This is a genomic window from Hymenobacter telluris (assembly GCF_017313265.1).
Classification (GTDB): Bacteria; Bacteroidota; Bacteroidia; order Cytophagales; family Hymenobacteraceae; genus Hymenobacter; species Hymenobacter telluris.
Genome location: NZ_JAFLQZ010000006.1, coordinates 21,831 through 34,069, shown reverse-complemented (window position 1 = coordinate 34,069; position 12,239 = coordinate 21,831). Strand labels below are relative to the sequence as shown.

Sequence of the window (12,239 nt, the reverse complement as noted above, 5' to 3'; positions counted from 1 at the left end):
CCAGCCGTTTCTGATGCGCAAGGCCACCCGCGGGACTCTACTACGTTCTACTTCCCGGCGGTAGATTCATTACACGCAACATACGTACCTAAGAGTAAGCGCCCGGATTCATACGTCTTTGACGAAAGGATGATGAACTGCGCTTACGAACTGGAACACGCGTCTTACTCACTCACGTATTTCGATGCACCTGTGCTATCCAACTACTATTTGGGCGCAGATATATTCCGGTTCCTCTGGCTCCGCTCCTTTCACAGGCCGGCTCTCCTCACGCTACGCCACGATTCCGCTGGATATTTTCTTCGCACGCAGCTTTTAAGCAAATCTCCGAGGTTTTACATTTTAAGCGTCCAGCATCCGGACAGTTTACCAGCTAATAGCTCAACTGAAGAAAAGGCATACGCAAGAGAATATTACGAGGAAACAATGTCTGATCCAGCTTTCCATGCGGAAGTCGCAGAGGGCAAGCGTCGGGCTGTACAGCTTCTCGAAAAGGAAACTACTATTTCCATCACCTTAGAGCAATACAAAGAATTTCAGCAGTTATTACAACAAGCCCAATTTTGGCAATTGCCTAGTTGTAAGCCTATTCCAGGCCTACTAGACGGGGCATACTGGTTTCTTGAAGCCCATCAAGCCAGTGGCTACCACATGGTAGCCCGGCGTAGTCCCGACGAAAACGACGATTTCCGTAAGGCTTGCGAATACTTGGTTGACCTAAGCTCCGTTCTGCACGAGGAACGATACTGAGCATCAACCATACTCACCCACTGGTTCCCCGATAATGGACTCCGAAGTAACTCGCCTTTCCCGGCTCGTCGCGCTGCTCACGCTGCTGCAAACCAAACGGCTGCTGACAGCAACTGAGCTGGCGCAGCGCTTTTCGGTGAGCACCCGCACCGTGTACCGCGACATTCGGACGCTGGAGCAGGCGGGTATTCCGGTAATTACGCAGGAGGGGAAAGGCTACACCCTGCTGGAAGGCTACCGGCTGCCGCCCGTTATGTTTACGCGGGAAGAAGCCTTTGCCTTACTCACGGCCGAGAAGCTGGCTGCCCAGCTCACCGACGCGCCCACCGCACAGCGTAGCGGCGCCGCCATGGACAAGGTGCGAGCCGCCCTCCGGCGCTCCGACCGTGACCATCTGGCCACGCTGGCCCCGCACATTCAGGTACTGCCGCCCCACCCCGCCCAGGCGGCCCGCCCGAGTGCCTATCAGCAGCTGGCACTGGCCGTGGCTACGCAGCGAGTGGTGCAGCTGGACTACGCCGCCGCTGAAACCGGGGAGGTTACCACGCGCGAAGTAGAGCCCATTGGCCTCTACCTGAGCCGGCAGTGGCACGTGGTGGCGTACTGTCGGCTGCGGCAGGCCTTCCGCAACTTCCGGCTCGACCGGATTCAGGCGTTGGAAGTCAGCACCGTCAGCTTTACTCCCCGCCCCGAAACCTTGCAGGACTACAGGGCGGCTGAGGCTCAGCGGCGGCAGAAAGAAAAAGTGGTGCTCCACCTCCGGATGGCGGCCCTGCTGCCGGCCCTGGCGCAGCACCTCCACGATACCAAGCACCAGTACGGCTGGGCCCACGAGCAGCCCCTACCCGATGGCCAGCTGGAAATGACCTTATTTATTGGCTCATTGCCTTACCTGGCCACCTGGCTGCTGCCCTACGCGGGGGCCGTTGTGGTGCAGGAGCCGCTGGCGCTGCAGGAGCATCTGCGTGAACTGGCGCAGCAGGCGCACGATTTTTTTTGCGCCCCGCCGCAGGTCTGACATAAGGCTGTCATAGGCGGCCCCGAAGTTTGCAGAGTCAAGAAACCAACCCCTTGACTTAACCTTCAATACCAGATGGAAAAGCAAACCGTTGACCCGTGGAAATGGGGAGAACACACCAATTCAGTGCAGGCCGTAGAAGTGAAGCAAGTGGCTGGCACCCTCTATTGCTCCGGGCAGGTAGCCATCGACGCCAACGGCCAACCTAGCACCGCCGACATGAGAAGCCAGCTACTACAAACCTTCCAGAACCTAGAGCAGCTCATCGGGGAGGCCGGGTACGAGTGCTCGGGCATTGTACGATTGAATGTATACACCACCTCCGTGACGGAGTTTTTCACCACCTGCACCGACGTGTATCAGGCCTGGATTGCCAGCCACGGTGTCAAGCAAGCCACCACGCTACTGGAAGTGCAGGGCCTGTTTGCCGGTTTGACTGTAGAGCTGGAAGCTACCGTAGTGAAATAACCCCTGCGGCCAGCTTTATAACCAGCTGTTCCTACAACCGGGCTGAGTTATGGTTGTGAAGTCAACTAGCGTGAAGGCACTCTGTACTCAACGTAGGCAGCACGCCCAACCACCTTAGAATGCCCCGGCTCTCGCAGATGCCGGGGCATTTTTGGGTGGTATGAGAACTGGAAACGGTTTGGTGGCCTTGCCTTATCCCAGCCGCACCAGCGTCACTTCGTCTCGGGTGAAGTCGATGGCGCGCTTGTCTACGGGGCCGCGGCAGACCACGGCGCGGGGCGGCGCCAGCTTGCCTTTGCGGCCGGCTTCCAGTTGTGCCTCACCGGTTACTTCCACGGTGGCTACCGGCTCACCGTTCACGCGCAGCTCCCATGGGCCGGCCTTCACCGAGCCGTCTGGGTAGCCAACGATAAAGGTTTCCTGGGGGGATAGGGCAATAATGTCGAGAACTTGCATTAGGGTGGATAATCGAATTCGAGAAACGGACAGAAAGGTATTGCGGTACAAGCTGAGGCTTAGGCTACATCCCCGGCCTTTATCCGCGCATCAAACATAAACTCCTCGCGCGCCACAATGCTGATGCGCTTGAAATCGGGGTGGCGGGTGTTCAGGATGTAGTTGAACTCCTGCGGCACGATGGACGACGGCACCCGTAGCACGGCCGCGCTACGCCGCTCATACCACGCGTCGCCGAGGGGCTGGCAGACACTGTAGCGGCTAGCTGTTGACCAGCCGACGGGCAGCTGAGCGGCTGGTATTTCCTCTACCGTTACGTCATCGGGCACGTCGATGACGAGCACCCGGAACTGGTCGTTGAGGCCTTCGCCGCTGCGGTGCACTACGTTTTCGAGGCAGGCCAGGGCGCGGGAAGCGGCGGTGTAAATCACAAACTTGTCCTGCGTGTTCCAACGGGCTCGGCGGCCAGAGGCAAACAGGTCGTCGGCGTACTTGGCCAGGCAGATGCGGTATACCTGCATGGGTTACGACAGGTCGCCGTAGGCAATGCGGGTCAACTCCTCTTCTACCAGGTCGATGCCGCCGCTGGTTTCCAGCAGGCGCAGGGGCACTTCTCCATCGAGGCCGTGGGCCGGTTTGCTGAGCCAGCGCAGAAACGCCGCCGCGTCGCCGAAAACCTCCACGCCGGCTTCGTAGAGGGCAATGATTTTAAGGGTTTTTTCGCTACTGGAAGCGCTTAGGTTGCGGTTTTCCTGCGTGTAGCTGCGGAGCGTTTTCGTGGACAGTTCGTAAATGGCCTCCAGCTGGCTGGCCTGCAACTGAAACGCATCGGCTACCTCAAATGCTGTTGCGGCCGGCAATCCTTTGCGGGCGGCCATTACCAAAGCAAACGAATCCTGCCCCGTCCGGCTCCAGGCGGCCCACTTCTTGCGTAGCGGCTCGGGCAGCGTGGTAGTTACTTTCACTTTGGGGGCGGTTACGGTGCTCATGGGAGTAAGGTCGGTTACAGGATTGAAACTACGGAAATATTTCTATTCAACGCGGAAAAACTTCCTTTTGTTTCTTAACCTCCACTGCCTGCGTTAGAGCGGTTTCGGCACCAGTGTAAATAGGGGCGGCCCCCGCCCCTATTTACACTGGTGTCGTTTCACCGATTCCGTTCGACGAGGGGCGGGGGCCAGCCCCGCCCCTACCTACCGCGTGCAATCTGTCCTCCGGACTCGGAAACCGCTCTCAGTGGCCGCTTCCAACCGCCAATTCGCTCCATCTACTCGCCATACGCGCCTTAACTTGCATCCGAACCCTGTTATCCGTTTTCATGACTGCTTCTACCCTTCTGCTGCACGCCCAGCGCCTGCAAGCCCTGGCGCAAGCCGGCCTTGCCTACCCTTCAACCGCCTATGACGTGGAGCGGTACGAAGAAATCAGGGCCATCAGCGTGCAGTTGTTGCACCACCTAGTGCCCGACGAGCCGCTGGAAAAACTGACGCAGCTATTCGCCTCCGAAACCGGCTACCAAACCCCCAAAGTGGATATCCGGGCCGTGCTGTTTCGGGGTAAGGAGGAAATCCTGCTGGTACAGGAGAAGATTGATGGCAACCGGTGGGCGTTGCCTGGTGGCTGGGCCGATGTGGGCTACACCCCATTTGAGGTGGCCGTGAAGGAAACCCACGAAGAAACCGGGTTTGTGGTGCGCGCCGTCCGGCTGCTGGCCCTCCTCGACAAAAAGAACCACCCCCACCCACCCCAGCCCTGGTATATCTACAAGGCCTTTGTACTCTGCGAAATTGAAGGGGGCAGCTTGCTGGAAAACACGCCTGAAACGGCGGGCGGACGTTGGTTTCGGGAAGAGGAAATTGCGGGCCTTTCTTTGTCAGTTGACCGAAACACCGCGTCGCAGCTACACACAATGTTTGAGTTTGCCCGCAACCCGGCCTTACCTACTCTCTGCGACTAAATGGTTTTAGCAGTGCGCTAAGGCAAACCAGCACAGGCTATTCCTGCTCCGACACCATAAAAGTGCGCATAATATTGAGCAGCAGCGCGTCGGCACCGCTCAAGCCTTGCGGTGCCGTATCGAGGGCAGCGGGGTTTTGGTAGCCTTTTAGCTGGGCAAACGCCTCGGCATCAACCGGCTTAAACGCCATAGCCCACTCTGAAAAGCTTCGGGCTTCGATGGGCTTATCGGCTAGCTTGAATATTCCGGTGTGCCGGGTATCCTGTTCAATCACCTGGTACAGTGACCGTATCACGGAGGCTTCTCCTTCGAGCAACTGCATGAACTGGCCTTCGTGGTAGAGCAGTACGCCCGTTACCTGCAACTGTTCGTTGTTTGCCCGTGCCGTGGTTAGTAGTTCCTGCAAAGCAGCGTCCGTGAATGGCACGGTTGCGGAACTGCTATAAATGAGATGGTGCATACTCTGAAAAAACAGGTGACTCTCACCTGCTTGCAAACATATAACGGACTGCTAAGAAAAAAGGCTTACTTTTTACTGAAACATAACAACAGGCTATGTTGCTTTTGCTCGGCCAAGCGGCTCCTCTCCGCATTACCGCAACTGACACAGCATGCTGTTACGCGCTGCTAAACAGTGAAATCCACCGCTTGAGGCAAGTAGCCCGCCGCCGCCTGAATGAGCGCAACAGCCCCAATTTCGGCCCGTTGCGTTAGTAGCGTATGGCAGCCCGCTTGCAAGCGCAGAATCTGCACTGGCGTTAGATGTTGCTGCTGCTCATAGCGCGCTTCCACCACCTGAGCCAGCAGCACAGCGGCCGTAGAAAATTTTTCTTCGTGTAGCGCTGCCCGAAAGGCTACTTCAATTTCGTTCATGGGTTTACTTTGGCTGGGTTCAGGGTGGTGTTTACAACAAGTGTACCAGATCAGCCATGAGCGTCTCATGAACTAGGTAGCTCTGGCTACGCCCCATAAACAGTAAAAGGCCGAAGATTACTCTTCGGCCCTTCGGTGTTGGTTGTGGAAAGGAGGCTGGAACGTGGAAAAGCTTTGTTGTGTAGCTGCTGTTCGCTGTTTGGCTAGTAGCAGCATACAAATATCAACAGTTGTTATGCCGTTATAAAGGCAAAGCTGCGCAACGACGTGACTGGTACAATTCAATTATCAACCCAGCAACATTCCCAGAAATTGCACCACTCACCTCGAATTGAATTTTATTTATTCGCGCAATGCTGCTACAGTCCGTACTCACCTGTGACTTCGACTAACCTTGCTTACGCTGCCCCTACCACTGCGTGCAGCGGTACCGGATGCAGAATCAGCCACACCAACTCCCGCAGAATCTCCCCGTCGGTCATCGAACCCGACTCGATGCCTTTGCTTTGCGCATCGGCGCGGCGGATGAGGTGCACAATACTGCGGGTGCGGTGGAAGTCGAATACCTTCAGGCCGGTCTGGTAGTCTTTGCGGGCGAAGGTGCTGCGCAGGTTCAGGCGGTTCCAGTCCACTTCGGTGGGGTTGGGCAGCTGGTGCAACGCCAGCAGCCGCGAGAAGTAGTTGAACAGCAGCGTCAGGTTCGGAATTAGTGGGTTGGCCTTGGGGTTGGCCTCGAAGTAGAGCAGAATCCGGTTGGCCTTGAGCACGTCGCGCCGGATAAGCGCGCTTTGCAGCTCGAAGATGTTGTACTCCTTGCTGATGCCTACCATCCGTTGCACCAACTCCTCGTCGATGGGCTGGTTGGGAGCCAAGTTGAGCAGCATCTTGTCTACCTCATTGGTGAGCCGGCCCAACTCGGCCCCAATATACTCGGAGAGCATGGCGGTGGCCTGCGGCGTGATGTTGCGCTGCTTGCTGCGCACGTAGCTGGTCAGCCAGGGAGCCACCTGGTTGTCGTAGAGCTTTTTGCTGGTCATGAGCACCGTTCCGGCCGGGCTGGGTTCCTTTTTGTCGCCGGTGAGCAGCTTGCCGAGCTTCTTGCGGGCATCCAGGGTTTTGTGCTTGTAGCAAAACACCAGCACCGTGCTTTGCAGCGGGTTCTTGAGGTACGCTTCCAAAAACGGCCAGGCCTTCTCGGTTTCCAGGTCGGCCACGGCTTGCGCTTCTTTCACAATGACCACCGACCGTTCGGCCATCATCGGGAAGCGCTTGGCTTGCCCCAGGATGGTGGCTACGTCGGCATCCTTGCCATACAGCACCACCTGGTTGAAACCCTTCTCGTGTTCCTGGAGCACGGTTTTTTCCAGAATATCCGCTACCAGATCAATATAGTAGGGCTCCTCCCCTTGCAGGAAATACACGGGCTGGAACTGCCGCTGCTGGAGCTGCTTCAGAATTTCGTCGGCGGTGAGGGTCAATTCAATTAAGAAGTAAGAATTAAAAATTAAGAATTGAGGTGCTAATGGCGTAGTCAATTCTTCTTTATCAAAGGTACAGCCTGCCTCTTACCTTTGCGGACTGCTTTGTAAGAATTGAGCAGTTGTTGCCTTCCTCGCGCCACAACTGAAACGTTGCTTTTCGCGCCGCTACAACTCAATTCTTAATTCTTAATTCTTAATTTTTAATTGACTTTGGACTTAATAGAAGAACTGCGCTGGCGCGGCATGTTTCACGACATGATGCCGGGCACCGATGAACACCTACGCCAGAACGCCCCCATCACCGGCTACATCGGCTTCGACCCCACGGCTTCGTCGTTGCACATCGGCAACCTGGCTACTATCATGCTGCTGGTGCACTTGCAGCGCGCCGGGCACCGCCCATTGGCGCTGGTAGGCGGCGCCACCGGCATGATTGGCGACCCGTCGGGCAAGTCGGCCGAGCGTAACCTGCTCGATGAAGACGCCCTGCGCCGCAACCAGGCCGGTATTCAGGCGCAGCTGGAGAAGTTCCTCGACTTCAACGACAGCCCCACCGGCGCTCGGGTGGTCAACAATTACGACTGGTTCAAGGAGTTCGGCTTCCTGCAATTCCTGCGCGAAGTAGGCAAGCATCTCACCGTCAACTACATGATGGCTAAGGATTCGGTGAAGCGCCGCATCAGTGGCAATGAGGAAACCGGCGCCGACGGCATCAGCTACACCGAGTTCAGCTACCAGCTCCTCCAAGGCTACGACTTCTTCCACCTCTACAAAGAGCTGGGCACCACCCTACAAATGGGCGCCTCTGACCAGTGGGGCAACATCACCACCGGCACCGAGCTGATTCGGCGCATGAGCGGCGGCGAAGGCAAAGCCTACGCCCTCACCGGCCAGCTCATCACCAAGGCCGACGGCACCAAATACGGCAAGAGCGAAACCGGCACCGTCTGGCTCGACCCCACCATGACCTCGCCCTATCAGTTCTACCAGTTCTTCTTTAACAGCAAAGACGAAGATGTGCCACGCCTGATTCGGGTGTTCACGCTGCTTACCCAGCCGGAAATCGAAGCCCTGGAAGCGGAGCATGCTCAAGCTCCGCACCTGCGCGTGTTGCAGAAGGCCCTGGCCAAAGACGTAACCATCCGGGTGCACTCCGAGGAAGCCTATGAAGCGGCGTTGGCGGCCTCTCAGGTACTATTCGGCGGCGGCGAGCTAAGCAGCCTCGATGAGGCGACCTTGTTGGACGTGTTTGCTGGCGTACCCCGCGTGGAAGTGCCGCACGCGCTACTAGCTGAATTGAACGTGGTAACGCTGCTGAGCGAAGCCACCAACGCCGTCATCTTCCCGTCGAAAGGCGAGGCAAAAAAGATGATTCAGGGCGGTGGCGTGAGTTTGAACCGGGTGAAAGTAGCCCCCGACCACATGGCGCTTGACGTGCCGTTGCTGCTCGACAAGTATTTTGTGGCCCAGAAAGGCAAGAAGAACTACTTCCTGATTAAGCTAGTGTAGCTTTTGGTTACATCCTAAAACGAAAAAGGCCCTGCCGATATAGTATCGGCAGGGCCTTTTTGGGTAGTCAGAAACGCCAGGAAGCCCGAGGGCTACACCTGGCGTAATGATTACTTCTTTTTAGCTGGAGCAGCTTTCTTGGCAGCAGCAGGAGCAGCAGCCTTTTTGGCTGGAGCAGCTTTAGCAGCACCGGCATCTGGAGCAGCGGCAGCGCTGTTTTTAGCGTTCTGTACTTCGGTGCGGATGCTCTGAGCCAAGTTTTTCAGCTCCTGCATGCCTTTACGAACGCGGGTGCCGGCAGCCGAGTTTTTCTTGTCGTAGAATTTCTCGAAGTCGCTTTCCAGGCCCATTACGAGGTCCTTGAGTTGGCTGAAATTGCTCATGTTTGATGGGGTTGAGAGGAGTGAAACAATGGGTTTGATGGGGCCTAATATACAGGGATTTCAAATACAAGCAAGTCCCCGTTTTTTTTTCTAATACGGCTAATTCAGCCCGAGAGGCACATTTTCCCTCAACTTTTTTGTATTTGCCTTCAACAGACCCCACCCTATTTATTAGCTCAGTACAAAAAACAAAGGTCGAGACCCTTCCGGAATCTCGACCTTGCTTGCGTTTTGCGCCTGTTTCGCTTAGAGCCCGGCAGGAATCTCCGCTTTCGAATAAAGCCCTTTGCTGAGCTTATCGGCCACTGCTTCAAAGGCGGTAATGGTCTGCGCCACGTCGTCGAGCGTATGGGCCGCGGTGGGTATCAAACGGAGCATAATCACGCCCTTTGGCACCACCGGATACACCACGATAGAGCAGAAAATACCGTGATTCTCGCGTAAATCGAAGGTTATTTGGGTAGCATCGGGGATTTGGCCCTGCAACAGCACTGGCGTCACCGGCGACTTGGTAGTGCCGATGTTGAAGCCTTTTTCGCGCAAACCGCTCTGTAGTGCCCGTACTACGGTCCAGAGGTTGTCTTTCAGCTCCGGACGGGTTCTGAGTAGCTCCAAACGCTTGATTGCGCCCACTACAAGCGGCATTGGCAGGCTTTTGGCGAAGATTTGGCTACGCATATTATAGCGCAAATATTCAATTACGTTTTCCGGGCCCGCTACGAAGGCGCCAATGCTGGCCATAGACTTCGCAAACGTCGAAAAATATAGGTCTATGCCATCCTGCACGCCTTGTTCTTCGCCCGTTCCGGCCCCAGTAGCACCCATAGTGCCGAAGCCGTGGGCGTCGTCAACGAACAGGCGGAACTCGTATTTATCTTTCAAAGCCAGCACGCCGCGCAGGTCGCCCATGTTGCCCGACATGCCGAAAACGCCCTCGGTAATAACCAAGATACCCCCGCCGGTTTCGTCGGTGATGCGCTTAGCGCGCTGCAGCTGCTTCTCCAGGCTGCCCATGTCGTTGTGCGGGTACACAAACCGCTTGCCTTGGTGCAGGCGCACGCCGTCAATGATGCACGCGTGCGACTCGGCGTCGTACACAATCACGTCGTGGCGGTTCACCATGGCATCAATGATGCTGACCACGCCTTGGTAGCCGAAGTTCAGCAGCATGCAGTCCGGCTTCTGTACGAAGTCGGCCAGCTCGCTTTCCAGCTGCTCGTGCAGGTTGGAGTTGCCCGACATCATGCGGGCGCCCATCGGCAGGGCCATGCCGTACTCGGCAGCGCTGTCGGCATCGGCTTTGCGCACCTCAGGGTGATTAGCTAAACCCAGATAGTTATTCAGGCTCCAGGTGAGTACCTCTTTGCCGCGAAAAATCATGCGGGGCTTGATTTCGCCTTCCAGCTTGGGAAAAGTAAAATAGCCGTGCGCGTAGTGCGAGTGGCTGCCCAGGGGGCCGCGGTTCGCGGCAATCTTCTCGAAAAGATCCACGAGGGAACAGGTTAAAAGTGAAAAGAAATTGAGCCGTTAAGCATGCACTTAACCCTCCGATAATGTACAAAGTTATGGCAATCTGCAAAAGTAGTGGCACTAGCCGGGGCTTTCCGCTCTCTATTTCGCTTGCCCAACTGGTTGCGAGGCTTTACGGAGCCACCGGAAAGGCGTTTCTTTGGCTCTCGATTTGTTGACTGCTACCAGCGGGTTGCTGGCTGTTCCCTGAGCCGCCGTGCCTATTTTCGCCAACAATCCGCCATCCACTACTCCCACCATCATGAAGAAAATAAGCAAGCTCCTTGTTGCGAACCGCGGCGAAATTGCCCTGCGCGTACTGCGTTCCGCCAAGGAAATGGGCATCAAAACCGTGGCTATCTACTCGGAAGCCGACCGCAACGCCCTGCACGTCCGCTACGCCGACGAAGCCGTGTGCGTGGGGCCGCCCGCCTCGGCCCAAAGCTATTTGCGCGGCGACAAAATACTGGAAGTATGCCAGCAGCTCGGGGTTGATGCCATTCACCCCGGCTACGGGTTTCTGAGCGAAAACGCCGGCTTTGCGCGCATGGTGAAAGAGGCGGGGCTGATTTTCGTGGGTCCTTCGCCCGAAGCCATGGACATTATGGGCGACAAGCTTTCGGCCAAGCAGGCTGTTAAGGCCTATAACATTCCGCTGGTGCCCGGCACCGACGAAGCCATTTCCGATGTCAATGAAGCCAAGCAGATTGCCCAGCAGGTGGGTTTCCCTATCCTGATTAAGGCCTCGGCGGGCGGGGGTGGCAAAGGAATGCGCCTGGTGCATAACCTGGAAGAGTTTGAGGAGCAGATGCAGCTGGCCATCAACGAGGCCACCTCGGCCTTCGGCGACGGCGCGGTATTTATCGAGAAGTTCGTGACGGGGCCCCGCCACATCGAAATTCAGGTGCTGGGCGACGAGCACGGCAACATTGTGCATCTGTTTGAGCGGGAATGCAGCATTCAGCGCCGCCACCAGAAGGTGATTGAAGAAGCGCCTTCGTCGGTGCTTACGCCTGAGCTGCGGGCCGCTATGGGCCAGTGCGCCGTGGATGTGGCCCGCGCCTGCGACTACACCGGCGCCGGCACCGTGGAGTTTCTGCTTGATGAGAACAAGAACTTCTACTTCCTGGAGATGAACACCCGCCTTCAGGTGGAGCACCCCGTAACCGAGCAGATTACGGGCCTGGATTTAGTGAAAGAACAAATTAAAGTGGCGCAGGGTGAGCCCCTCAGCTTCCGCCAAGACGACCTCACCATCACCGGCCACGCCCTGGAGCTGCGGGTGTACGCCGAAGACCCGCAGAACAACTTCCTGCCCGACATCGGCACGCTCACCACCTACGTGCGCCCTCAAGGGCCCGGCGTGCGGGTGGATGACGGCTTCGAGCAAGGCATGGAAATTCCGATTTACTACGACCCCATGATTGCCAAGCTGGTGACCTTCGGCAAGGACCGCACGGAAGCCATAGCGCGCATGCTACGAGCCATTGAGGAGTATCAGATTACCGGCATCGAAACCACGCTGGCCTTCGGGCGCTACGTGTTGCAACATCCGGCCTTCGTGAGCGGCCACTTCGACACCAACTTTATCCGGGACCATTTCCCGGCTGACGCTCTCAAACCTGCTCCTTTGAGCGAGGAGTTGGCCAAGCTGGCTGCCGTGCTCGGCGCCATGCTGGTCAGTGAGAAAAAGCCCGCCGCCGTAGCTTCCGCAGATACGCCGGCCGCTGCCACCTCAGCCTGGAAACGCAACCGGCTGGGCGTGCGGTAAGCACTGAAGTCAAGTTTGCAAGCAACCGCCCGGCTAGTCAGTCGGGCGGTTTGCTTTTTTATAC

Annotated in this window: 13 protein-coding genes and 1 pseudogene; 6 read left to right on the top strand and 8 right to left on the bottom strand. The window is 56.9% G+C overall.

The window, feature by feature from the left end; genetic code table 11:
* Positions 1–426 precede the first annotated feature (426 nt).
* From J0X19_RS11065 to J0X19_RS11055, 3 genes are all read left to right on the top strand, one after another.
* Entirely contained in the window at positions 427–750 is a 324-nt protein-coding gene (locus J0X19_RS11065) for a hypothetical protein (protein ID WP_206984424.1), read from the top strand.
* A 34-nt stretch (positions 751–784) separates the two neighbouring features.
* Positions 785–1,768 (top strand): helix-turn-helix transcriptional regulator, encoded by a 984-nt coding sequence (locus J0X19_RS11060; protein ID WP_242582458.1) that lies wholly within the window; start codon positions 785–787, stop codon positions 1,766–1,768.
* 75 nt (positions 1,769–1,843) lie between these two features.
* Entirely contained in the window at positions 1,844–2,236 is a 393-nt protein-coding gene (locus tag J0X19_RS11055) for a RidA family protein (protein WP_206984423.1), read from the top strand.
* Positions 2,237–2,428: 192 nt separating this feature from the next.
* On the opposite strand, the gene J0X19_RS11050 is transcribed toward J0X19_RS11055, so the two are convergent.
* Genes J0X19_RS11050 through parS form a run of 3 tightly spaced genes read right to left on the bottom strand, consistent with a single transcriptional unit; the run spans position 2,429 to position 3,681 of the window.
* Positions 2,429–2,692: a hypothetical protein gene (locus J0X19_RS11050; RefSeq protein WP_206984422.1), complete on the bottom strand. Its 264-nt coding sequence runs from the start codon at positions 2,690–2,692 to the stop codon at positions 2,429–2,431.
* 59 nt (positions 2,693–2,751) lie between these two features.
* Complete coding sequence (locus tag J0X19_RS11045; RefSeq protein ID WP_206984421.1) at positions 2,752–3,213, bottom strand: RES family NAD+ phosphorylase; 462 nt, start codon at positions 3,211–3,213, stop codon at positions 2,752–2,754.
* A gap of 3 nt (positions 3,214–3,216) precedes the next feature.
* Positions 3,217–3,681 (bottom strand): type II RES/Xre toxin-antitoxin system antitoxin, encoded by a 465-nt coding sequence (parS, locus tag J0X19_RS11040; protein WP_206984420.1) that lies wholly within the window; start codon positions 3,679–3,681, stop codon positions 3,217–3,219.
* Positions 3,682–4,010: 329 nt separating this feature from the next.
* Here parS and J0X19_RS11035 point away from each other — a divergent pair, with 329 nt between their 5' ends.
* Positions 4,011–4,649: an NUDIX hydrolase gene (locus J0X19_RS11035; protein WP_206984419.1), complete on the top strand. Its 639-nt coding sequence runs from the start codon at positions 4,011–4,013 to the stop codon at positions 4,647–4,649.
* A gap of 37 nt (positions 4,650–4,686) precedes the next feature.
* Here J0X19_RS11035 and J0X19_RS11030 read toward each other — a convergent pair whose 3' ends face one another.
* The 3 genes from J0X19_RS11030 to holA all read right to left on the bottom strand — a co-directional run bounded on the left by J0X19_RS11030 (position 4,687) and on the right by holA (position 7,000).
* Positions 4,687–5,109 (bottom strand): BLUF domain-containing protein, encoded by a 423-nt coding sequence (locus J0X19_RS11030; RefSeq protein ID WP_219167765.1) that lies wholly within the window; start codon positions 5,107–5,109, stop codon positions 4,687–4,689.
* 167 nt (positions 5,110–5,276) lie between these two features.
* Entirely contained in the window at positions 5,277–5,522 is a 246-nt protein-coding gene (locus tag J0X19_RS11025; RefSeq protein WP_206984417.1) for a hypothetical protein, read from the bottom strand.
* A 398-nt stretch (positions 5,523–5,920) separates the two neighbouring features.
* Positions 5,921–7,000 carry a DNA polymerase III subunit delta gene (holA, locus tag J0X19_RS11020; RefSeq protein ID WP_206984416.1) on the bottom strand — a complete coding sequence of 360 codons (1,080 nt, stop codon included), beginning with the start codon at positions 6,998–7,000 and terminating at the stop codon, positions 5,921–5,923.
* A gap of 213 nt (positions 7,001–7,213) precedes the next feature.
* Here holA and tyrS point away from each other — a divergent pair, with 213 nt between their 5' ends.
* Positions 7,214–8,512, top strand: coding sequence for a tyrosine--tRNA ligase (gene tyrS, locus J0X19_RS11015; protein ID WP_206984415.1), 1,299 nt, complete (start codon positions 7,214–7,216; stop codon positions 8,510–8,512).
* Between the two features lie 212 nt (positions 8,513–8,724).
* Here tyrS and J0X19_RS25120 read toward each other — a convergent pair.
* Together J0X19_RS25120 and J0X19_RS11005 are read right to left on the bottom strand one after the other, a co-directional pair.
* Positions 8,725–8,895 (bottom strand): annotated as a pseudogene (locus J0X19_RS25120) (histone H1); the annotation flags it as partial.
* Positions 8,896–9,141: 246 nt separating this feature from the next.
* Positions 9,142–10,386 carry an aminotransferase class I/II-fold pyridoxal phosphate-dependent enzyme gene (locus tag J0X19_RS11005; RefSeq protein WP_206984413.1) on the bottom strand — a complete coding sequence of 415 codons (1,245 nt, stop codon included), beginning with the start codon at positions 10,384–10,386 and terminating at the stop codon, positions 9,142–9,144.
* A 280-nt stretch (positions 10,387–10,666) separates the two neighbouring features.
* Here J0X19_RS11005 and accC point away from each other — a divergent pair, with 280 nt between their 5' ends.
* Positions 10,667–12,175 carry an acetyl-CoA carboxylase biotin carboxylase subunit gene (accC, locus tag J0X19_RS11000; protein ID WP_206984629.1) on the top strand — a complete coding sequence of 503 codons (1,509 nt, stop codon included), beginning with the start codon at positions 10,667–10,669 and terminating at the stop codon, positions 12,173–12,175.
* Positions 12,176–12,239 lie beyond the last annotated feature (64 nt).

Coding starts and splice junctions, on each gene's coding strand:
- J0X19_RS11045 (WP_206984421.1), bottom strand. CDS start 3,213: ATGCAGGTATACCGCATCTGCCTGGCCAAGTACGCCGACGACCTGTTT.
- J0X19_RS11055 (WP_206984423.1), top strand. CDS start 1,844: ATGGAAAAGCAAACCGTTGACCCGTGGAAATGGGGAGAACACACCAAT.
- J0X19_RS11035 (WP_206984419.1), top strand. CDS start 4,011: ATGACTGCTTCTACCCTTCTGCTGCACGCCCAGCGCCTGCAAGCCCTG.
- accC (WP_206984629.1), top strand. CDS start 10,667: ATGAAGAAAATAAGCAAGCTCCTTGTTGCGAACCGCGGCGAAATTGCC.
- J0X19_RS11060 (WP_242582458.1), top strand. CDS start 785: ATGGACTCCGAAGTAACTCGCCTTTCCCGGCTCGTCGCGCTGCTCACG.
- J0X19_RS11030 (WP_219167765.1), bottom strand. CDS start 5,109: ATGCACCATCTCATTTATAGCAGTTCCGCAACCGTGCCATTCACGGAC.
- J0X19_RS11025 (WP_206984417.1), bottom strand. CDS start 5,522: ATGAACGAAATTGAAGTAGCCTTTCGGGCAGCGCTACACGAAGAAAAA.
- J0X19_RS11065 (WP_206984424.1), top strand. CDS start 427: ATGTCTGATCCAGCTTTCCATGCGGAAGTCGCAGAGGGCAAGCGTCGG.
- J0X19_RS11050 (WP_206984422.1), bottom strand. CDS start 2,692: ATGCAAGTTCTCGACATTATTGCCCTATCCCCCCAGGAAACCTTTATC.
- parS (WP_206984420.1), bottom strand. CDS start 3,681: ATGAGCACCGTAACCGCCCCCAAAGTGAAAGTAACTACCACGCTGCCC.